At 71.5% G+C, this 20,863-nt stretch carries 21 protein-coding genes; 12 read left to right on the top strand and 9 right to left on the bottom strand.

Annotated features, from left to right (window positions below; all coding sequences use genetic code 11):
- Positions 1 to 56: 56 nt before the first annotated feature.
- The 4 genes from KBY47_RS33420 to KBY47_RS33410 all read left to right on the top strand — a co-directional run bounded on the left by KBY47_RS33420 (position 57) and on the right by KBY47_RS33410 (position 2,614).
- Complete coding sequence (locus KBY47_RS33420; RefSeq protein WP_210927919.1) at positions 57 to 1,463, top strand: CynX/NimT family MFS transporter; 1,407 nt, start codon at positions 57 to 59, stop codon at positions 1,461 to 1,463.
- 57 nt (positions 1,464 to 1,520) lie between these two features.
- Positions 1,521 to 1,637 carry an SGM_5486 family transporter-associated protein gene (locus KBY47_RS37115; RefSeq protein ID WP_282108473.1) on the top strand — a complete coding sequence of 39 codons (117 nt, stop codon included), beginning with the start codon at positions 1,521 to 1,523 and terminating at the stop codon, positions 1,635 to 1,637.
- 193 nt (positions 1,638 to 1,830) lie between these two features.
- A complete protein-coding gene (locus tag KBY47_RS33415) occupies positions 1,831 to 2,040 on the top strand; it encodes a hypothetical protein (RefSeq protein WP_210927918.1) in 210 nt (69 codons plus the stop codon).
- A 55-nt stretch (positions 2,041 to 2,095) separates the two neighbouring features.
- Entirely contained in the window at positions 2,096 to 2,614 is a 519-nt protein-coding gene (locus tag KBY47_RS33410) for a histidine phosphatase family protein (protein ID WP_210927917.1), read from the top strand.
- Between the two features lie 81 nt (positions 2,615 to 2,695).
- On the opposite strand, the gene serB is transcribed toward KBY47_RS33410, so the two are convergent.
- Both serB and KBY47_RS33400 read right to left on the bottom strand, forming a co-directional pair.
- Entirely contained in the window at positions 2,696 to 3,904 is a 1,209-nt protein-coding gene (gene serB / locus KBY47_RS33405; RefSeq protein WP_210927916.1) for a phosphoserine phosphatase SerB, read from the bottom strand.
- Between the two features lie 123 nt (positions 3,905 to 4,027).
- On the bottom strand, positions 4,028 to 5,896 hold the full coding sequence (locus tag KBY47_RS33400; RefSeq protein WP_210927915.1) for a streptophobe family protein: 1,869 nt from the start codon (positions 5,894 to 5,896) through the stop codon (positions 4,028 to 4,030).
- A gap of 239 nt (positions 5,897 to 6,135) precedes the next feature.
- Here KBY47_RS33400 and KBY47_RS33395 point away from each other — a divergent pair, with 239 nt between their 5' ends.
- Complete coding sequence (locus KBY47_RS33395) at positions 6,136 to 8,649, top strand: FHA domain-containing protein (protein WP_210927914.1); 2,514 nt, start codon at positions 6,136 to 6,138, stop codon at positions 8,647 to 8,649.
- Positions 8,650 to 8,733: 84 nt separating this feature from the next.
- On the opposite strand, the gene KBY47_RS33390 is transcribed toward KBY47_RS33395, so the two are convergent.
- The 3 genes from KBY47_RS33390 to KBY47_RS33380 form a co-directional block, all read right to left on the bottom strand.
- The gene (locus tag KBY47_RS33390) at positions 8,734 to 9,507 is read right to left on the bottom strand and encodes a transglycosylase SLT domain-containing protein (RefSeq protein ID WP_210927913.1); all 774 of its coding nucleotides are present in this window, start codon (positions 9,505 to 9,507) and stop codon (positions 8,734 to 8,736) included.
- 313 nt (positions 9,508 to 9,820) lie between these two features.
- A complete protein-coding gene (locus KBY47_RS33385; RefSeq protein WP_210927911.1) occupies positions 9,821 to 10,912 on the bottom strand; it encodes an S-adenosylmethionine:tRNA ribosyltransferase-isomerase in 1,092 nt (363 codons plus the stop codon).
- A complete protein-coding gene (locus KBY47_RS33380) occupies positions 10,909 to 11,607 on the bottom strand; it encodes an SDR family oxidoreductase (protein WP_210927909.1) in 699 nt (232 codons plus the stop codon). The genes KBY47_RS33385 and KBY47_RS33380 overlap by 4 nt, the downstream gene beginning before the upstream one ends.
- A 221-nt stretch (positions 11,608 to 11,828) precedes the next feature.
- Here KBY47_RS33380 and KBY47_RS33375 point away from each other — a divergent pair, with 221 nt between their 5' ends.
- The 3 genes from KBY47_RS33375 to chpE all read left to right on the top strand — a co-directional run bounded on the left by KBY47_RS33375 (position 11,829) and on the right by chpE (position 14,048).
- Positions 11,829 to 13,007, top strand: coding sequence for a GAF domain-containing sensor histidine kinase (locus KBY47_RS33375; RefSeq protein ID WP_210927907.1), 1,179 nt, complete (start codon positions 11,829 to 11,831; stop codon positions 13,005 to 13,007).
- Positions 13,000 to 13,641 (top strand): response regulator transcription factor, encoded by a 642-nt coding sequence (locus KBY47_RS33370; RefSeq protein ID WP_210927904.1) that lies wholly within the window; start codon positions 13,000 to 13,002, stop codon positions 13,639 to 13,641. The genes KBY47_RS33375 and KBY47_RS33370 overlap by 8 nt, the downstream gene beginning before the upstream one ends.
- A gap of 161 nt (positions 13,642 to 13,802) precedes the next feature.
- Positions 13,803 to 14,048: a chaplin ChpE gene (chpE, locus tag KBY47_RS33365; protein ID WP_210927903.1), complete on the top strand. Its 246-nt coding sequence runs from the start codon at positions 13,803 to 13,805 to the stop codon at positions 14,046 to 14,048.
- 130 nt (positions 14,049 to 14,178) lie between these two features.
- Here chpE and KBY47_RS33360 read toward each other — a convergent pair whose 3' ends face one another.
- On the bottom strand, positions 14,179 to 14,967 hold the full coding sequence (locus KBY47_RS33360; RefSeq protein WP_210927901.1) for a hypothetical protein: 789 nt from the start codon (positions 14,965 to 14,967) through the stop codon (positions 14,179 to 14,181).
- Positions 14,968 to 15,119: 152 nt separating this feature from the next.
- On the opposite strand from KBY47_RS33360, the gene KBY47_RS33355 reads away from it, so the two are divergent.
- The 3 genes from KBY47_RS33355 to KBY47_RS33345 all read left to right on the top strand — a co-directional run bounded on the left by KBY47_RS33355 (position 15,120) and on the right by KBY47_RS33345 (position 17,525).
- Positions 15,120 to 15,917 carry an ABC transporter ATP-binding protein gene (locus KBY47_RS33355; protein WP_210927899.1) on the top strand — a complete coding sequence of 266 codons (798 nt, stop codon included), beginning with the start codon at positions 15,120 to 15,122 and terminating at the stop codon, positions 15,915 to 15,917.
- A gap of 79 nt (positions 15,918 to 15,996) precedes the next feature.
- The gene (locus tag KBY47_RS33350; protein ID WP_210927897.1) at positions 15,997 to 16,428 is read left to right on the top strand and encodes an NfeD family protein; all 432 of its coding nucleotides are present in this window, start codon (positions 15,997 to 15,999) and stop codon (positions 16,426 to 16,428) included.
- A gap of 152 nt (positions 16,429 to 16,580) precedes the next feature.
- The gene (locus KBY47_RS33345) at positions 16,581 to 17,525 is read left to right on the top strand and encodes an SPFH domain-containing protein (protein ID WP_210927895.1); all 945 of its coding nucleotides are present in this window, start codon (positions 16,581 to 16,583) and stop codon (positions 17,523 to 17,525) included.
- Between the two features lie 101 nt (positions 17,526 to 17,626).
- On the opposite strand, the gene KBY47_RS33340 is transcribed toward KBY47_RS33345, so the two are convergent.
- The 3 genes from KBY47_RS33340 to KBY47_RS33330 all read right to left on the bottom strand — a co-directional run bounded on the left by KBY47_RS33340 (position 17,627) and on the right by KBY47_RS33330 (position 19,694).
- Complete coding sequence (locus KBY47_RS33340) at positions 17,627 to 18,133, bottom strand: HNH endonuclease (protein WP_210927893.1); 507 nt, start codon at positions 18,131 to 18,133, stop codon at positions 17,627 to 17,629.
- Between the two features lie 198 nt (positions 18,134 to 18,331).
- A complete protein-coding gene (locus KBY47_RS33335; RefSeq protein ID WP_210927891.1) occupies positions 18,332 to 18,871 on the bottom strand; it encodes a YbhB/YbcL family Raf kinase inhibitor-like protein in 540 nt (179 codons plus the stop codon).
- Positions 18,872 to 18,911: 40 nt separating this feature from the next.
- Complete coding sequence (locus tag KBY47_RS33330; protein ID WP_210927889.1) at positions 18,912 to 19,694, bottom strand: sporulation protein; 783 nt, start codon at positions 19,692 to 19,694, stop codon at positions 18,912 to 18,914.
- Positions 19,695 to 19,829: 135 nt separating this feature from the next.
- On the opposite strand from KBY47_RS33330, the gene KBY47_RS33325 reads away from it, so the two are divergent.
- Positions 19,830 to 20,471: a DNA-3-methyladenine glycosylase gene (locus tag KBY47_RS33325; RefSeq protein ID WP_210927887.1), complete on the top strand. Its 642-nt coding sequence runs from the start codon at positions 19,830 to 19,832 to the stop codon at positions 20,469 to 20,471.
- The last annotated feature ends 392 nt before the right edge of the window (positions 20,472 to 20,863 follow it).

Raw genomic sequence — 20,863 nt, 5'->3', positions numbered from 1 at the left:
CGGGACGGGCGGGAGAACCCGCACCCACCATGGACAACCAATCATCCCATGATTCTATGATGGCCCTCATGGCACGCGAGGACACCCAGTCGGAACCACGTACGGACACCACGGCACCCCGTACGGAAGCACGCGAGGACCGCGGGGAATCGCCCACGCGCGCGTGGCTGACCCGGTTCCTCGTGGTCGGCATCGTCCTCGCCGCCCTGAACCTGCGCCCCGCCATCACCAGCCTCGGCGCCCTCCTGGAGGAGGTCCGTGACGGGCTCGGCATGAGCGGCAGCGTGGCCGGACTGCTCACCTCCGTGCCCCCGCTCTGCTTCGCCCTCTTCGGCGTCACGGCGCCGCGCCTGGCCCGCCGCCTCGGGCCCGGCGCGGTGGTCTGCGCGGGCATGGCCGCCATCGCCGCGGGCCTGCTCATACGGCCGTACGCGGGCGGCACGGCCGGATTCCTCGCCGCCAGCGCCCTCGCCCTGATGGGCATCGCCGTCAGCAACGTGCTGATGCCGGTCATCGTCAAGCGCCACTTCCCCGACCGGGTCGGCTCCATGACCGGCCTGTACTCCATGGCCCTCGCCCTCGGCACCTCCCTCGCCGCCGCGGCGACCGTGCCCGTGACCCGGGCCTTGGGCGGCGACTGGCGGTCCGGCCTCGCGGTCTGGGCCGCCCTCGCGGCAGCCGCCGTCCTGCCCTGGGCCGTCTTCGTCCGGGACCGGGCGACGCCGGGGGCCGGCGGGGCGGAGCGGCCGGGCGAGCCGCACGCGCGCGTGGAGCGGCCGGGGGAGTCGCACGCACGTGTGGCGGGTTCGGGGGAGTCGCACCCGCGTGTGGCGGGTTCGGGGGAGTCGCACCCGCGTGTGGCGGGGCCGCCCGTCCTGCGGATCACCCGGAGCCGTACCGCCTGGGCGCTCGCCGTCTTCTTCGGGCTCCAGGCCACCGCCGCCTACATCACGATGGGCTGGATGGCGCAGATCTTCCGCGACGCGGGCGTCCCCGCGGGCACCGCCGGGCTGCTGCTGGCCGTCACCATGGTGATGGGCGTGCCGCTCTCGTTCGTCATCCCGCGGGTCGCCGCACGCCTGCCACACCAGGGCCCGATCGTGGTCGCCCTCGGCGTCTGCGGCCTCGCCGGGTACGCCGGTCTGCACTTCGCCCCGGCCGACGGCGCCTGGGCCTGGGCCGTGCTGCTCGGCGTCTCCAACTGCGCCTTCCCACTGGCGCTGACCATGGTCGGGATGCGGGCCAGGACCGGCGCGGGCGTCGTCCAGCTGTCGGCCTTCGCCCAGAGCACCGGCTACCTGATCTCGATCCCGGGCCCGCTCCTGGTGGGCGTCCTCTACCAGCACAGCGGCGGCTGGGGCCTGCCGCTCGCCCTGATGGCGGGCCTGATGATCCCGCAGATCGCGGTGGGCGTCCTGGCGGGCCGCGACCGCACCGTGGAGGACGAGGCGGCGGCCTCCTGACCCCGGCGGGCAGACCCCCGGGGCCCGCCTCGCGGCACGGGGTGCGAGACTTGCCGTATGCCAGCGCTCGACCCGAACCCGCAGAACGGCCAGAAGAAGATGCTGCTCGTCTTCGGCTCGTTCCTCGTCATCTTCGTGATCATCGGTGTCATCGCGTCGATCGCGGCGCCATGACCCCCGCCGCGGCGCCATGACCCCGCCGCGACGCCATGACCCCCGATGGTGGGGCTAACCCCCCAGTCCCCTAGGGGGTAAGGCTCAGGGTCAAGTGGGTGGATCTCCGGATGGGTTGGCGACCACCGGTTCCGTACCTTCGAGACAGGCCGCTAGACGCGGACGGAAGCACTCGAAGCCAGCGGAGGCACCCATGTCGGCCCCAACGCACACCCGGCCCCACCCGGCCTCCCGGGGCGGCGTCGACACCCGGCTGCCCTGGTGGGCGCTCGCCCTGCCGACGCTCGCCTTCATCACGCTGCTCGCGCTCATACTCAACCCGTCCGACGCCCAGGCGGCCAGCGGCGACCCCGCCGTCACCCAGCTGATCGAGCGGGCGCGGCAGCTGATCTCCCACGGCTGAACGCGCATGTCAACTCCCTGCGCCCGGTGGCGTGTTTCATGCGAAGCTGGAATGCATGAGCGTCGCCGAACCCCGCAAGATCGTCCTCTTCCGGCATGCGAAAGCCGACTGGCCCCAGGTGGATGACCATGACCGCCCGCTAGCCGAGCGGGGCCGCATGGACGCGGCAGTCGCCGGACGGAAGCTGGCCGACTCCGGTACCACCTTCGACCTGGCCCTGGTCTCGACGGCCGTCCGGACCCGTGAGACCTGGAAGCTCGCGGTGCACGAGCTGGCACACCGGCCGAAGACGCTCTACGAGGAGCGGATCTACGAGGCCTCACCCGGTGAGCTGATCGCCGTGCTCAACGAAACCCCCGACGACGTCCAGAACGCTGTCCTCGTCGGCCACAACCCGGGAGTGCACGGCCTCGCGGACATCCTCGCCGGTGCCGCCGAGGGCGACGCCCGTGACCGGATGCGCCGCCGCGGCTTCCCGGCCGCCGCCTTCGCCGTGCTGACCTTCACCGGCTCCTGGAAGACCCTGGAACCGGGCACCGCCACCCTGCTCGACTACTGGGCGCCCTCGGAGTGACCCCACCACCCGCGCGACAGGGCCCGGCACCGTACGGCGCCGGGCCCTGACCGATCCATCGCGGGGCGGGCGCCCCGCCGCTCAGAACTCCTCGTGCGCGTCCGCCGCCTCGACCTCTTCCCGGGTCACCCCGAGCAGATAGAGCACGGTGTCCAGGAACGGCACGTTCACCGCGGTGTGCGCCGCCTGCCGCACCACCGGCTTGGCGTTGAAGGCGACCCCGAGCCCGGCCGCGTTCAGCATGTCCAGATCATTGGCGCCGTCCCCGATCGCCACCGTCTGGGACAGCGGTACGCCCGCCTCGGCGGCGAACCGGCGCAGCAGCCGCGCCTTGCCCGCCCGGTCCACGATCTCCCCGGTGACCCTGCCGGTCAGCTTCCCGTCGACGATCTCCAGCTTGTTGGCCTGGGCGAAGTCGAGGCCCAGCCGTTCCTTCAGGTCGTCGGTGACCTGGGTGAAGCCCCCGGAGACCACCCCGACCTGGTAGCCGAGTCGTTTCAGCGTGCGGATCAGCGTGCGCGCCCCGGGCGTCAGCCGCACCTCGCTGCGCACCTTCTCCACCACCGAGGCGTCCAGCCCCTTCAACAGTGCCACGCGCGCGTGCAGCGACTGCTCGAAGTCCAGCTCACCGCGCATCGCGGCGGCCGTCACCCCGGCCACCTCCGCCTCGCACCCCGCGTGCGCGGCGAACAGCTCGATCACCTCGTCCTGGATGAGCGTCGAGTCCACGTCCATCACGACCAGGCGCTGCGCCCTCCGGTGCAGTCCCGCCGCCACCACGGCCACGTCCACGCCGAGCGCCGCCGCGTCCGTCACCAGGGTGGTGCGCAGCGGCTCGGTCGCCACGCCGGACACCGCGAACTCCACGGCGGTGACGGGGTACTTGGCGAGCCGGAAGATACGGTCGATGTTGCCGCCGACCTTGGTGATCCGTGCGGCGACCGCCGCCGTGGCCTCCGCGGTGAGCGGATGCCCGAGCACCGTGACCAGGGAGCGGCCGAGCCCGCGCGGCCGGTTGTCGCCGTGGCCGGAGACGATCTCCGCCTGCATCCTCATCGACTCGGCCCAGCTGTGCACGGTCGACCGCAGATCGCCCTCCAGGCCGTGCGGGGGCTGGGTGACGAGCGCGCACAGCACCATCCGGCCACGGGTGACGACCTGCTCGATGTCGACCACGTCGACGGAGTAGGCGGCGAGGGTGTCGAAGAGTCCGGCCGTGATGCCCGGCCGGTCCTTGCCGTAGATCTTGACAAGGAGGGTGGGGACGTCAGAGGTCTGCGAAGCGCTCATGGTGTTTCCACCGTATCCGGCACCCAGTGCCTTCCGCTGTCGAGGTCCGCCCAGCGGACACCGAACAGTGGGTGTCGGGCAGATGACCCCAGCCTGTCACACGGGAGACACCGCCGCGCCCCCTCATGCGCCGGGTGTGCCCGGCGGGGGCGGCGGCCCCTCCTCCGGCGAGGTCGCGGGCCGCCGCGGTGCCCTCCGGGGCGGTTCCACGGGCCCGCTCACGGTCTGAGCGCCGTACACGTCACCGCCGGGAGCCTCCCGCCGCCGTGGTGGCCGCGCGTCCTGCGCGCCCCGCAGTTCCTCCGGCAGCCGCAGATACGGATTGGTCGCGGGGTTGGGGGGCCGGTACGGCGTGCCGGGTGTGTAGGGCCCGGCCTCACCCTGGCCCTCGGAGGCGTCCCCGCCCCTGCCCGCGGAGGCACCCCAGCCCCAGCCCGAGTCACCCAGTGCCAGGGGCGCCGCCCGCCGCCCTGCCGCCCCGCTCGCGCACGCCAGCAACGCCCCGAGGCCGCCCGCCGCCACGCCCCACACCGCGCCGAGGAGCGACGCCATGCCGAGGTGTCCCCGCAGCTCGACGGCGGCGTCGAAGGCGTCGATGCCCAGCACGGCCAGCGAGGCGTCCACGGACACCTCCGCGAGCCAGGCCAGCAACGGCAGCGCCAGCGCGGCGGCGATCCCCAGCCGCAACGCACACCGCCCGGCGAAACCGAGCACCCCGGCGCCCGCCGCACCGCCGGGCCCACCCGGCCCCGCAGTACCGCCGGGCGTCGCCAGCCCCGCGCCGCCGCCGGGCCCACCCGGGCCCGCCACACCACCCGGCATCCCCGGCCCCGCCACACCGCCGAGCGCACCCGCCCCCGCCGCACCGCCAGGCACACCCGCCTCCCCACGGGCCCCACCCCCCACCGGCGTCCGTACCGCCGTAAGCACCCCCGCCAGCAGCATCATCAGCGCCGCCGCGACGCCCAGCAGCCACACCCGGCCGTCCAGCTCCGCCAGCCTGCCGAGGGTGGCGGGCTGGTCACTGTCGACGAGGAGATCGTCCAGCGGGTCCGGCAGGAACCGGGTCAGCGCACCGGACGCCTCCCCGTCGAAGGGCACGAACAGGCCCAGCGGCACCCCCAGCCACACCCCGTTGGGCGCCCCGAGCAGCGCCGCGCCCCCGATGCGCCGCGGATGGTCGTCCCCGAGCGCCGCGTACCCGGCCGCCGTCAGCCCCGCGGCCACCGCCACCAGCAGCACCGTGACGAGCGCCGAGACGGCGGGGCGCACCACCCGGTGCAGCGTGCCCAGAGCGGCCGGCAGGGGAGTACGGCGGGAGGCCAGCAGCGCGATCAGCAGGACCCCGGTGGCCCAGGCCGCGCCGCCCAGCAGCGTCGGCGCCGTGTCGACGCTGAACCCGACCGCCGCCTCCGCGTCGACGAGGTCACCGATCCGGTCGGGCAGCAGCCCGCCGATGTCCCCGACGTCACCGAGCCCCGGGATCTCCAGCCTCCCGGAGCCGGAGCCGCCGGGCAGGTCGTCGAGCCCGAGCGCGCCGCCGTCGATCGTGATGACGTCATGGCCCGCCCAGGCCAGCCCGCCCAGCGTCGCCGTGAAGAGGGCGACGACCGCGCCCGCGCGGGCGAGGAGTTCGGCGGGCGGGACCACAACTCCGGCCGCCCGCAGTGATCGTAGGAAGAACCAGGACAAAAGGAGCGCGCCGGTCAGGCTCACACCCAGTGGCGTGATCTCGATGGCCGTCGTCGCCTGGGCGCCCTCAAGGCCGAAGGCGGACACGTCACCGGACGGCGTCACCGACCCGCCCGCCCCAAGTGCCACCACCGCCGCGGTCATCGGCCCGAGCGAACCGGCCGTGTCGGCCTCCAGCAGGTGCAGTCCGAGCGCGGCGACGCCCGCCATCCCGATCAACGCCCAGCTCACCGAGGCGATCGCGGACAGCAGGATGTCGGTCCACGGCAACCTTGAACCGTGACGGTGCTGGACGCTCATGCAGACCCCCCGATCCGCGGCGCGGCACAGCCGCGCGCCTGTCCCCCTCGGGTGGGATTACCACTTTCCGCGCCGGTTTCAACCCCGTCAACCGGACCGATCGAGGTGCCCGCGCGCACTCTTCACGAGGCCCGACTTTCGGTCAGGGGGCCGCTACTGAAATAGTTCCCCCCGATGTTCGACATCCCTAGACTCCCTGCGACGGGGGTAACTCGGGGGACAACTCAGTGGGGCATGGAGTGCCGGAACTCGTACTGGAAACGAATGGACGGACCTGGACGCTCGACCCGTCCAGGTCCTACACGCTCGGACGCGATCCGCAGGGAGACGTCGTGTTCGACGACGCCAGGGTCTCCTGGCGACACGCCACGGTCAGCTTCAACGGCCGCAGTTGGGTCATCGAGGACCACGGCAGCACCAACGGCACGTTCGTGCAGGGCCAGCGGATCCACCAACTGGAGCTGGGGCCGGGAACGGCGCTGCACCTGGGCAACGCCACCGACGGTCCGCAGGTGAGCCTGTCCGGCACCGCCGCCGCCGTGGCCCAGCCGCAGCAGCCGTACGCCGCGCAGGGCGCGGGCCCCGGCTGGGCCGGGCAGCAGGCGCCGCCGCAGCAGACGCCGCAGCAGCCGCACGCCCAACAGGGCTGGCAGCAGCCGCAGCAGGGCGCGCCGCACATCCCGCAGCAGCAGGGCCCCGGTGGTGCGGCGGGGGCACCACCGGTGTACGGCGACCGCAGCCCGACCACGTTCCACCAGTTCTCGCTGGGCCGCGTGATGCGCATCGGCCGTGCGCTGGAGAACGACCTGGTCGTCTCCGACCTCCAGGTCTCCCGCAACCACGCCGAGTTCCACGCGACGCCCGACGGACGCTTCGAGATCCGCGACCTGGGCTCGCACAACGGCACGTACGTCAACGGTCAGCCGATCGCCAAGGGCGGCTCCCAGCTGCTCGGCCCGACCGACATCGTCGGCGTCGGCCACTCGACGTTCCGGATCGTCGGCGACCGCCTCGAGGAGTTCGTCGACACCGGTGAGGTGTCCTTCTCCGCCCGCCATCTGACCGTCACGGTCGACGGCGGCAAGCAGATCCTCAAGGACGTCTCCTTCGGTGTCCCGGAGAAGTCGTTGATCGCGGTCATCGGCCCGTCCGGATCCGGCAAGTCGACGCTGCTCAAGGCGCTGACCGGCTACCGCCCGGCCAACCAGGGCGAGGTGCTGTACGACAACCGTGACCTGTACAAGCAGTTCGCCGAGCTGCGGCAGCGCATCGGTCTGGTCCCGCAGGACGACATCCTGCACAAGGAGCTGACCGTCAAGAAGGCCCTCAAGTACGCCGCCAAGCTCCGCTTCCCCGCCGACACCACCGGCGCCGAGCGCGAGGCCCGGATCGACGAGGTGCTGCGCGAGTTGAAGCTCGACATCCACAAGGACAAGAAGGTCACATCCCTCTCCGGCGGCCAGCGCAAGCGCGTCTCCGTCGCCCTTGAGCTGCTCACCAAGCCGTCGCTGATCTTCCTGGACGAGCCGACGTCGGGTCTCGACCCGGGCATGGACCGCGATGTCATGCAGCTGCTGCGTGGCCTCGCCGACGACGGCCGCACGGTGCTGGTGGTCACCCACTCGGTGGCCGAGCTGGCGCTGTGCGACAAGCTGCTGGTGATGGCGCCGGGCGGCGCGGTCGCCTACTTCGGCCCGCCCGAGGAGGCGCTGAACTTCTTCGGCTACGACAGCTGGGCCGATGTCTTCTCCGCCTTCGAGAACTACCGCGACTACGACTGGGCGGGCCGCTGGAAGGGCTCGCAGCACTACCAGATGTACGCCGCGGACATCGACGCCGTCGCACCACAGGCCGTACAGATGCCGCCGATGCAGGCGATCCGCCCGCCGAAGCCCCAGGGCTGGGGCTCCCAGCTGTGGACCCTGATCCGGCGCTACGTCTCGGTGATCGCGTCCGACAAGGGCTTCATGGCGCTGTCGGTGGCGCTGCCCGCCGTGCTCGGCGCGGTGAGCCTGCTCATCGACCCGGACAAGGGGCTGCTGCCCAACGGCGCGAACGCGCAGGGCAGGATCGTGCCGAACGGCACCGCGACCACCGTGCTGCTGATCCTCGCGGTCGGCGCCTGCTTCGCCGGAGCCGCCAACTCCGTACGAGAACTGATCAAGGAACGCGTCATCTACGAACGGGAACGCGCCACCGGCCTGTCCCGTTCCGCCTATCTGATGTCCAAGGTGATCGTGCTCGGCGCCATCACCATGATCCAGGGCGCCCTGATCGGCGCGATCGGATTCGTCACCCGGGAACTCCCCGAGGAGGGCCTCGTCCTCGGCGGCGCCGTCCTGGTCGAGCTGTCGCTGCCGATCATGATGCTGGGCTTCGCCTCGATGATGTTCGGCCTGGTCATCTCCGCGCTGGTGAAGACGGCCGAGAAGACCATGCCGCTGCTGGTGATGTTCGCCGTCGCCCAGCTGCCCTTCACCGGCTGTCTGCTCATCCTGAACGGCGCGATCGGCGTCAACCAGCTGTCGTACCTGTTCCCCTCGCGCTGGGCCGTCGCCGCCGCCGGGGCCACGCTCGACTTCAACAAGATCTTCCCCGACCAGGACGATCCGTCGAACACGGACCCGCTGTGGGAGCACACCGTCGGCGCCTGGGGCCTGAACATGGCCGCCCTGCTGGCGCTCGCCGTGATCTGCGGCATCTTCGTCGCCCGCTTCCTGCGCCGCCACGAGCCCGAGGTCATGCGCAAGTAGCCGCTTCCCGTACGACGCCGAAGGGCGGCACCCCGTCAGGAGGGTGCCGCCCTTCGGCGTACGCGAGCTGAGGTCCGCGCGGCCTCAGTACGCGCCGAACACGTTGTCGATGGTGCCGTACCGGTCGGCCGCGTAGTTGGCGGCGGCCGTGATGTTGGCGACCGGGTCGTAGATGTTCCACGACGTCCCGGGCACGTGGTACGCCTGGAAGGTCGGCGGGATCACCTGGAGCAGGCCCTTCGACGGAACGCCGTTGATGGCGTTGATGTCCCAGTCGTTGATGGCGTTGGGGTTGCCGGAGGACTCCCGCAGGATGTTGCGGTGCAGACCGTGGTAGGTGCCGGGGATGCCCTTGGACTTCATGATGTCCAGGGACTCGCGGATCCAGCCGTCGAGGTTGTTGGGGTACGTCTTCGCGGCGGCCTTCTTGACCTGGGCGCGCTGCGCGGACCGGCTGGCGGCCTCCTTGGCCTGACGCGCCTGCTCGGCCTTCCGCTTCGCCGCGGCCTCGGCGGCGGCCTTCTTCCTGGCGGCGGCCTCGGCGGCGGCCTTCTTCGCCGCGGTGGCCTTGGCGGCGGCTTCGGCGGCGGCCTTCTGCCTGGCCTTGATCGCCTCCGCCTTCAGGCTGGCGCCGGCCAGCTGGTCGGTGACGCTCGCCTTCACGTCCTTGACGTGCTCGGTGCCGAAGACCACCGGCGCGGAGACGGCGGCCTCGGTCGTCGTGGTGGTGCCCGCGTTGCTGGGGACAGCGGAGAGGGCGACCGCGGTGGCGCCGAGGACGGCGACACCACCGATCGCGATCTTGTTGCGTTTCGTCAGTGCGAAGCTGCGGCCACGGACGGAAATGTTCTTGGGCATCAAGGATGGACCTCTTCGAATAGCGCGGAGGTCGCTCGCTGAGCGGCGGGGGACCCGGGGGACACGGGCCCGCCCCGCACGAACGCCGCGGGCGACAACCCGCGGCGCTGAGCGACGGCAGCCATTCTTAGCGGCCGCGAAAATCCGTGGCAAAGGTGTGACGTACGAAGCCGGATAGTGGATCAGTGAACGGCAAATACGCACAAAATGGACCAATGTCCCGCTCGCGAGGGACCCCTCACCTCCTACGCGCCTTCGTACGTGATCTGCGCCCTATGTGAGGGCTCACATCGGACCCCCGGGGCTCTCACCATCAGTTGCGGCAGCAATGCACTGAGTGAGGCGCCGGACGAGTGGTGTCCGGCGGCAGTACGAGATGCACGTCCCCGAACTCGTGCCACAGGTAGCGCCCGCGCAGCGCCTCCTCGTAGCCCCGTTCGACCGCCGCCCGGCCCGCCACCGCCCGCAGCATCAGCAGATGCGAGGCCTCCGGCTCGTGCAGCCCGGTCAGCAGCCCGTCCACGACCCGCACCCCCCGCTCCGGGGTGACCACGAGATCCGTCCACCCCGCCGCCGCCCGGACCACCCCGTCCGCCCTCGCCGCCGACTCCACCGCCCGCACCGCCGTCGTACCGACCGCGATCACCCGCCCGTCGCCCGCCCGCACGGCGTTGACCAGCCGCGCCGACGTCGCCGGCACCGCGAACCGCTCCGGGTACGGTGGTTCGTGCGCCTCCGCCGACGCCACCCCGGTGTGCAGCGTCACCGGAGCGAACTGCACCCCCCTGCTGACCAGCTCCGCCACCAGCCGCGCCGTGAAGGGACGCGCCGCACTCGGCATCTCCGCACTGCCCGCCCCGTCGGCACCCGGCAGCGCGAACACCGTCTGGTACGCCGACAGCGGCTGGTCCCGCGCGGTGTACGAGTACCGGATCGGCCGCCCGTGTGCCCGCAGCACGGCCAGCACGTCCGCGACCGACACCCGTGCCCACCACAACCGGTCGGCCCGCGCGCTCAGCGGCTCCTCCAGCACCAGCCGCACACCCCCGGGCAGCCCCACCTCCACCCCCGCGGGCCCGCCCGCACGCGCGCGTGTCGTCCCCCGGCCGTCCGGATCCCGCAGCTCGACCGCCCACCTTCCGTCATCCCCACGGGTGGAGAAGTGCACCACCACGCGCGCGTGCCCGACCCACCCGTCCACCGCCGCCGCCAGCGTCGGCGAGGTGTTCACCACCAGCAGGTCACCCGCCCGCAACAGCCCCGGCAGCTCCCGGAACGCGTGGTGCGACACCTCCGTGCCCCTGGACACCAGCAGCCGTACGGCGTCCCGGTCGAGACCTGGCCCGCGCCGCTCCACCGGCACCCGCGCGGACAACTCCTCCGGCACCCGCAGGGTGAGCGTCATCGGACCCCCTCCAGCAGCGCGGGCGCGCCGTAGCGGCCACTGGCCGGACGCTCCTCCAGCAGCCACAGGAACGCCGGGACCACACTCACCGGGTCGGGCCGCGGACCGTCGTCGTCCGGTACGGCCGCCGCGTACAGGCCGGTGGCCATGTCCCCGGGATCCACCGCCCAGACCCGCAGCCCCGGCTCCTCCACCCCGAGCACCGCCGTCAGCTGGTCGAGGGCCGCCTTCGACGCTCCGTAACCACCCCAGGTCTCGTACGCCTCCGCCGCCGCGTCCGAGCTGACCGTGACCACCGCCCCCACCGCCGACCGCCGCAGCTCCGGCAGCGCCTCCTGCACCAGCCCCAGCGCGGCCACCAGGTTCACCTCCAGCGCCCGCCGCAACCCCTCGATCGGCAGCTCGGCCAGCCGCACCAAGGGCTCCGCGCCCAGCGCACTGGCGTTGTGCACCAGCAGATCCACCCCGCCCAGCTCCCGGGCCGCCGCCACCAGCCAGGACCGGTGCCCGGCATCCGTCACGTCCCCGGGCAGCGGCACCACCCGCACCCCGTACCCCGCGAGCCCCGCCGCCGTCTCCTCCAGCGCCTCGGCCCCCCTCGCGTCCAGCACCAGATCCCAGCCCCGCGCGGCCAGCGCCTCCGCGAGCGCCCGCCCCAGCCCCTTCGAGGCCCCCGTGATGATCGCCACCGGCATGACAGTCCCCTCATCTCCCGACGCCGTCCCGTCGACGTGCCGACGTTGACCCCCAACCTAGGAACCGCCCCACCCGCCCCACCTCCGTCGCGGGTCCCGAACCACCACGACCCTTCTGCCTACGCCCCGGGTCCGGGACCCGCGCCCTACTCCCCGCGCCCTAGGCACCCGCCGTCCCAGGTCGGATCCGCGCTGTCACACCGCGCCGGTACCGTGAGGACATGAGCCAAGGCCCCCGGTCCGGCCTCGCGGCGATCAGCTCCGCGCTGCTGGCCATGAGCAGACACCTGGAGGTGCACGACGTCCTCAAGACGATCGTGGCCTCCGCCCGCGAGCTGCTCGACGCCCAGTACGCCGCGCTCGGCGTCCCCGACGACCACGGCGGCTTCGCCCAGTTCGTCGTGGACGGCGTCAGCGACGAACAGTGGAAGGCCATCGGCCCGCTCCCGCGCCAGCACGGCATCCTCGCCGCGATGCTGCACGAGGCCAGGCCCGAGCGGCTCGCCGACGTCCGCAAGGACCCGCGCTTCGAGGGCTGGCCCGCCGCACACCCCGACCTGGTGGACTTCCTCGGCCTGCCGATCCGCGACGGCGACGAGATCATCGGCGCGCTCTACCTCGCCAACAAGCTGTGCCCTGCGGGGGAACACTCCCCACACCCCCCGGGCGACCGGCCGGACGGCGCCTGCGGCTTCACCCAGGACGACGAGGAACTGCTCGGCATCCTCGCCCAGCACGCCGCCATCGCCCTCACCAACGCCCGCCTCTACGAGCGCAGCCGCGAGCTGACCATCGTCGAGGAGCGCTCCCGCCTCGCCCACGAGCTGCACGACGCCGTCAGCCAGAAACTCTTCTCGCTGCGCCTCACCGCCCAGGCCGCCACCGCCCTCGTCGACCGCGACCCGGCCCGCGCCAAGGGCGAACTCCAGCAGGTCGCCGCGCTCGCCGCCGAGGCGGCCGACGAACTGCGCGCCGCCGTCGTCGAGCTGCGCCCCGCCGCCCTCGACGAGGACGGCCTGGTCGCCACCCTGCGCACCCAGATCCAGGTCCTCGACCGCGCCCACACCGCCCGCGTCACCTTCACCGCCCGCGGCGTACGCGCGCTGCCCGCCTCCCAGGAGGAGGCCCTGCTGCGCGTCGCCCAGGAAGCGCTGCACAACGCCCTGCGGCACTCCGGGGCCGAGCACGTCGACGTGACCCTGGAACGGCGCGGCGGCGGCGCCGTCCTGCGGATCACCGACGACGGCATCGGCTTCGACCCCGGGACCGTCCGGCACGCGGGCCGCCACCTCGGCCTCGTCTCCATGCGGGACCGGGCGGGCGGCGTCGGCGGCAGACTCACCGTGCAATCGGCGCCCGGCAAGGGCACCACGATCGAGATGGAGGCCCCCGGTGGCTGACCCGATCAAGGTCCTGCTCGTCGACGACCACCAGGTCGTCCGCCGGGGCCTGCGCACCTTCCTCGAGGTACAGGACGACATAGAGGTCGTCGGCGAGGCCGCCGACGGCGCCGAGGGAGTCGCCCTGACCGAGGAACTGCGGCCCGACGTCGTCCTGATGGACATCAAGATGCCGGGCATGGACGGCGTCGAGGCGCTGCGCAGGCTCCGCGAGCTGGACAACACCGCGCGCGTGCTCATCGTCACCAGCTTCACCGAGCAGCGCACGGTCGTCCCCGCCCTGCGCGCGGGCGCCGCGGGGTACGTCTACAAGGACGTGGACCCCGACGCCCTCGCCGGCGCCATCCGCTCCGTGCACGCCGGGCACATCCTGCTCCAGCCGGAGGTGGCCACCGCCCTGCTGTCCCAGGAGGAGACCGGCACCGGCCAGGGGAGGGGCGGCACCCTGACCGACCGCGAGCGGGAGGTGCTGGGCCTGATAGCGGACGGCCGCTCCAACCGCGAGATCGCCCGCGCCCTCGTCCTCTCCGAGAAGACGGTCAAGACCCACGTCTCCAACATCCTGATGAAGCTGGACCTGGCCGACCGCACCCAGGCGGCACTGTGGGCCGTACGCCACGGCGTGACGAACTGACATACAGCCTGTACGGCAATACGGAGCGTCCCACTCCGGAGTGAGATTCATACCGTCGTGGGAATGTCCCCCGAACGGCGCATCCTTCGTCACCCTCCGGCGTTCTCCAGGGCGTGCTGCGGCGCCCTGCCGCAGCGATCGCACAGGAGGGCTCAAGAAGAGTGAAGAACCTGAAGAAGGCAGCGGCCGTGACGATGGTGGCCGGTGGCCTGGTGGCCGCGGGCGCCGGTATGGCCTCCGCCACCGACGGCTCGACGGCCCACGGCAAGGCCGCAGGCTCCCCGGGCGTCCTCTCGGGCAACCTCGTCCAGGCCCCGGTGCACGTCCCGGTCAACGCGGTCGGCAACAGCGTCAACGTCGTAGGCGTCCTGAACCCCGCCTTCGGCAACCTGGGCCTCAACCGCTGAAGCCCCCCACACCTCCCCCCACCCAGGCCTCCCGGCCCCACCCGGGAGGCCACCCCTAGCCGTAGCCGCGGGCAGCCGCCGGGCAGCGCCACCACCCCCCAGCCGCAACGCCGTCAACCCCGCAGCCCCCTCACCGCACCCCCCGCTCCCGCTCCTCCACAACGGAGTTGTACGCCGCGACCTGCGCCCGCCGAGCCGTCCGCTCCACCGGCCGCAACGCCTCCCCCCGGGCCGCCATCTCGGACGCGCTCACCGCACCCCCGTGCCCGTTCTCGTACGCCACGTCGATCAGCACCCCCACCCGCTGCGCCAGCTCCAGCACCCGCACCGCCCGCCCCGGATACCCCGGCGCCAGCACCTCCCGCCCCCGCTCGGCCCGCGCCCGGTACGCATCGACCGCCGCCTCGGCCACCGGCCCCGACGCCGCCACATCCAGCCGCGACAGCACCTCCGTGGCATCCCGCAACGCCTCCGCCAACTCCCGCTCCGCCTCCCCCAGCGAGGGCACGTCCGCGGGCGGCGCCTCCCGCACCGCCAGACACCGCCACACCACCTCGGCGTGCACATCACCCACGGGCCCGGCCTCGGACACCTCCGGCACCAGCCCGAACCCGGCCCCGTGACAGATCACCGCCTCCTGCGCGTCCATCGCCCGCGCGTTGAACTCCGGCGGCCCGCTCAGCCCCAGCGGATGCCCCGGCGCGGGCAGCGCGACCCGCAGCCCGCTCACCCCGAGCGCCCGCAGCCGCCCCAGCGCAAGCGTCAGCCCCACCGGCCCCGACTCGCCGGGCAGCCCCTCCACCCGGTGCACCGCGTCCTCACCGACGATGGCGAGCACCGCGTCATCCGGTGAGACAAGTCCGGCAAGCAGGGCATTTCCCCATGCGGCAAGGCGTCCAGAACGTGGTTCAGAGAGCATGGCCCCCAGCCTAAGTACCGGACCGATGGAATGGACCGGCCGACCGGTGGCGTAGATTTCCTTGAGGGCTGCGCCCACCGGCGCGGCGGACCGAGCCACAGGCGTACGCGACAGCCGAGACCGGCCACACTGCAAGGGGAGACAACGCGCTCATGAGCGATGTTCTGGAGCTTCAGGACGTATCCGTGGTCCGCGAGGGCCGGGCTCTGGTGGACCAGGTCTCCTGGTCGGTCAAGGAGGGCGAGCGCTGGGTCATCCTCGGCCCGAACGGCGCGGGCAAGACCACCCTCCTCAACGTCGCGTCCAGCTACCTCTACCCCAGCAAGGGCACCGCCACCATCCTCGGCGAGACCCTCGGCCGCCCCGGCACCGACGTCTTCGAGCTGCGCCCCCGCATCGGCATGGCCGGCATTGCCATGGCCGACAAGCTCCCCAAGGGCCAGACCGTCCTCCAGACGGTGCTGACGGCGGCGTACGGCATGACCGCCGCCTGGCAGGAGGAGTACGAGGACATCGACGAGCAGCGCGCCCGCGCCTTCCTCGACCGCCTCGGCATGTCCGACTACCTCGACCGGAAGTTCGGCACCCTCTCCGAGGGCGAGCGCAAGCGCACCCTCATCGCCCGAGCCCTGATGACCGACCCCGAACTGCTGCTCCTCGACGAGCCCGCCGCCGGCCTCGACCTCGGCGGACGCGAGGACCTCGTACGCCGCCTCGGCCGCCTCGCCCGCGACCCGATCGCCCCCTCCATGATCATGGTCACCCACCATGTCGAGGAGATCGCCCCCGGCTTCACCCACGTCCTCATGATCCGCCAGGGCAAGGTCCTCGCCGCCGGCCCCCTGGAGCTGGAGCTGACCTCCCGCAACCTCTCCCTCTGCTTCGGCCTCCCGCTCGTCGTCGAACAGGTCGGAGACCGCTGGACCGCCCAGGGCCTCCCGCTGTCCTGACCCCCGCCGCCGGACGGCGGACCGGTACGACTCCCGTGCGCCCTGTCGGCACAGGCACTCGCGGTCCTACCATGACCATGTGGAAATCGACGCGTGGGTGTGGTGGTTGGTCGGTGCGACCGGGCTCGGCATCGGACTCGTGGTCACCGCGATGCCCGAACTCGGCATGCTGGCGGTGGGCGCTGTCGCGGCGTCCGTGACCGCGGGCATCTTCGGCGGTGACGCCGTCTTCCAGGTCCTGGTCTTCGTCGTCGTGTCGTCGGCGCTCATCGCCGTCGTACGGCCCATCGCCAACCGACATCGCGCCCAACGCCCCCAGTACGCCACCGGCGTCGACGCGTTGAAGGGCAAACAGGCCGTCGTACTGGAACGGGTCGACGGCTCGGGCGGCAGGATCAAGCTCGCCGGTGAGGTCTGGTCGGCACGCGCCCTGGACACCGGCCGTACCTTCGAAGTGGGCGAGGAAGTCGACGTCGTGGAGATCGAGGGAGCCACGGCCATCGTCATGTGAGTTCGGCACAGGGCTTGTTCATGTGACCGAAGATCCTCACGCGGCACGCGACGGTCTGTCAGACTCGACCAGCAAGATCTTCAACAACCATAAGATCTGCAACCATAGGTCTGCCGTGACGCCGAGGCGGAGAAGGGTACGGGGAGCCGACGATGGAACCGGTCATCATCGTCCTGGTCATTCTGGTGGTGTTGGTCTTCATCGCCCTGATCAAGACGATCCAAGTGATCCCACAGGCCAGCGCCGCCATCGTGGAGCGCTTCGGCCGCTACACGCGGACGCTGAACGCGGGGCTCAACATCGTCGTCCCGTTCATCGACACCATCCGCAACCGCATCGACCTACGCGAACAGGTCGTGCCGTTCCCGCCGCAGCCGGTGATCACCCAGGACAACCTGGTCGTGAACATCGACACCGTCATCTACTACCAGGTCACCGACGCCCGCGCCGCGACCTACGAGGTCGCCAGCTACATCCAGGCGATCGAACAGCTGACGGTCACCACGCTCCGGAACATCATCGGCGGCATGGACCTGGAGCGCACCCTCACCTCCCGCGAGGAGATCAACGCTGCCCTGCGCGGCGTACTCGACGAGGCCACCGGCAAGTGGGGCATCCGCGTCAACCGCGTCGAGCTGAAGGCCATCGAACCGCCCACCTCCATCCAGGACTCGATGGAGAAGCAGATGCGCGCCGACCGTGACAAGCGCGCCGCGATCCTCCAGGCCGAAGGTGTCCGCCAGTCCGAGATCCTGCGCGCCGAGGGCGAGAAGCAGTCGCAGATCCTGCGCGCCGAAGGTGAGGCCAAGGCCGCCGCCCTGCGCGCGGAGGGCGAGGCCCAGGCCGTCCGCACGGTCTTCGAGGCCATCCACGCGGGCGACCCGGACCAGAAGCTCCTCAGCTACCAGTACCTTCAGATGCTCCCCAAGATCGCCGAGGGCGACGCCAACAAGCTCTGGATCGTCCCCAGCGAGATCGGCGACGCCCTCAAGGGCCTCTCCGGCGCGATGGGCAACTTCGCCCCCAACAACGGCGGTTCGGCCCCGAAGGTCCCCGGACAGCCCACGGAACGCCGCGAGAAGCCGTCCATCGACTGAGGACCAGCAGATGACCCGCGCCCCTGCTGTCAGGGGCGCGGGGAACTGCGCGACAAGCCACAACACACCCGCACCCGAAGAACACCCGCCCCCGGCAGGGGCTATGCGGCCGACCGAGCCAACCACTCGGGCAACGCCTGAAGATCCTCCGAGGCCAGCGCCAGCAACATCGCATCCGCGGGAGTCGGCTCGAACGGCTCCCGCAGCAACGGCATCCCCGCCTGCTCAGGCGTCCGGTCCGCCTTCCGGTGATTGTCCTCCGCGCACGAGGCCACCGTGTTCAGCCAGGTGTCCTGCCCACCCCGCGACCGCGGCACCACGTGGTCCACGGTCGTGGCCCGGCGCCCGCAGTACGCGCACCTGTGCCGGTCCCGCACCAGCACACCCCGCCTGGACCACGGCGCTTGTCTTCGGAACGGCACCCTCACGTACCTGCACAGCCTGATCACCCGTGGCGCCGGTATGTCGACCGCGGCTCCCCGCATCCGCAGTTCGGGGTGGGCCTGCTCGACGACGGCCTTGTCCTGGAGCACCAGAACGACGGCTCGGTTCAGCGTCACCGTCGACAGCGGCTCGAAGCTCGCGTTCAGCACCAGCGTGTCCCGCATACCAGCCCACCTCCCGTGCGCACCGGCCCACCCCCTGGCGGGCTGGGATCAACTCTGGCCGGGCACGCCGAGATGGACAACGCAATATCTGCTGCTCCCACGGGGGGTGACCCCCGCGACCCCCGGCAACAAAATGCCCGCCTCTGATCACTTCCAAGACCAGAGACGGGCAAACGTTCGGTGAACCCTCGGGACCGCTCAGCCCTCGGCGGGCACCTCGTACTCCCCGATCAGCTGGGCACGCGCCAGCGTGTGGAACCGCAGATTGAAGCCGACCACGGCGGGACTCGCGTCCGCGTCCGGCCCCAGCTTCTCCTGATCCACCGCGTACACGGTGAAGACGTACCGGTGCGGCCCGTCCCCCGGGGGCGGCGCGGCACCCCCGAAGTCCCTGGACCCGTAGTCGTTACGAGCCTGTACGGCGCCCTCCGGCAGCCCCTCGAACTTCCCGCTGCCCGCGCCGGCGGGCAACTCCGTCACCGTCGCCGGGATGTCGAAGACCACCCAGTGCCAGAACCCGCTGCCCGTCGGGGCGTCCGGGTCGTAACAGGTCACCGCGAAGCTCTTGGTCTCCGGCGGGAAGCCCTCCCACCGCAGCTGCGGCGAGGTGTTGCCGGCCGCGTGGACCTGAGCGTCCTTGAGGGTCGCACCCTCCTCGACGTCCTCACTCACGACCGTGAACGACGGCACGGGCGGATGGAAGTCATGGGGAAGCGGCCGCCTCTTCAGCTCGGTCACCGAAGTACCTCCTGATCGGTTCGTTCCGTGACTACCGAGCCTAGAACCAGTTCCGCCTGCTGCCGACCTCGGACAGCCACTGGTTCAGATACGCCGTCCAGTCCGTCGACTGGTAGTCGTGCAGCCCGACCTGGAACGACCGGAAGGTGTCGCTGCCCTCGCTGAACAGCCCCGGCTTCTTGTCCATCTCCAGCACGACGTCCATGGCCTGCTCGTCGGCCACGAAGCTCAACTCGACCTGGTTCAGGCCGCGGTACTGCTGCGGCGGCAGGAACTCGATCTCCTGGTAGAACGGCAGCTTCTGCCGCGTCCCACGGATGTGACCGCGCTCCATGTCCGCGTTCTTGAACCGGAAGCCCAGCTGGATGAACGCGTCCAGGATCGCCTTCTGTGCGGGCAGCGGGTGCACGTTGACCGGGTCCAGGTCACTGGAGTCGACGGCCCGCGCGATCGCCAGCTCCGTCGTCACCCCGATGTCCATCCCGCGCAGAGCCTGACCGTCGATCATCGTGATCGGCGTCTCCCACGGGATCTCCAGACCGAACGGCACCGCGTGCACCGCACCCGCCTGAAGCTCGAAGGCCCCACCCAGCCGCACCTTCGTGAACTCGATGTCCTGCTTGTACTCGGTGTCCTGACCCTCGACCTCGACCCGGGCCTGGAGCCCGACCGACAGCCCCTCGATCTGCTGGTTCACGGACCCGCCCTGGATCCGCACCTCGCCCTGGACGACACCACCCGGCACCACGTTGACCTCGGTCAGCACCGTCTCGACCGAAGCCCCACCGGCCCCCAGACTCGCGAGCAGCTTCTTGAACGCCATGTCTCTCCCTCTCCAGAGTCCCTTGATCTCTACAAACGCGATCCGACCGTGCCCGGTTCCGCGCCCTCACCCTGGCAAGGCGGAGGCCCCCTGACCACCCCGTGACACCACCCGGCTCCACTACCCTCGGACGGCATGATCGCGAGCCCCGACCGTACGTCCCTGCCCAGGACGTTCTTCGACCGGCCCGTACTGGACGTCGCCCCTGACCTCCTCGGCCGCATCCTGGTCCGCACCACCCCGGACGGTCCGATCGCCCTCCGCCTGACAGAGGTGGAGGCCTACGACGGTCAGAAGGACCCCGGCTCCCACGCCTATCGCGGCCGCACGCCCCGCAACGGCGTGATGTTCGGTCCCCCCGGACACGTGTACGTCTACTTCACGTACGGCATGTGGCACTGCATGAACCTGGTGTGCGGCCCCGAGGGCACCGCGAGTGCCGTGCTGCTCCGCGCGGGTGAGATCGTCGAGGGCGCCGAGCTGGCCCGCACCCGCCGGCTCTCGGCCCGCAACGACAAGGAACTCGCCAAAGGCCCGGCCCGCCTGGCCACGGCCCTGGACGTCGACCGCGCCCTCGACGGCGAGGACGCCTGCTCCGACCCCGACGCCCCCTTCAGCATCCTCACCGGCACCCCGGTCCCCCCGGACCAGGTCCGCAACGGCCCGCGCACCGGGGTGTCCGGCGAAGGCGCCGTCCACCCCTGGCGGTTCTGGATCGCCGACGACCCGACGGTGAGCCCCTACCGGGCCCATGTCCCCCGCCGCCGCCGAACTTGACTCGGACCCGGAAGGTCCGTAATGTAGCCCGAGCCGCTGGAACGGGTACTGCCTCAGACAGCAGCCGGAAGCGGCAACCCACTACCTACGACACCCCCTCCGCGGGGCGAATTCGTCGTGCCTGCACGTCCGAATTCGGTCAACGCGGATCTCGATTATGAGTTGCCGGGGGAATCGGCTAACGTAGTGAATGTCGAAAGGCCGCCGGGCGAAAGCCCCAAAGCCCGGGACAAACCCTGCTGACTGGGGGTCAGGTCGAGAAAAGGATCTGATAGAGTCGGAAACGCAAGACCGAAGGGAAGCGCCCGGAGGAAAGCCCGAGAGGGTGAGTACGAAGGAAGCGACCGTTCCTTGAGAACTCAACAGCGTGCCAAAAGTCAACGCCAGATATG

Origin of the sequence: Streptomyces sp. B93 (assembly GCF_018070565.1) — a bacterium.
Classification (GTDB): Bacteria; Actinomycetota; Actinomycetes; order Streptomycetales; family Streptomycetaceae; genus Streptomyces.
This window is presented reverse-complemented; position numbering and strand designations above follow the sequence as displayed.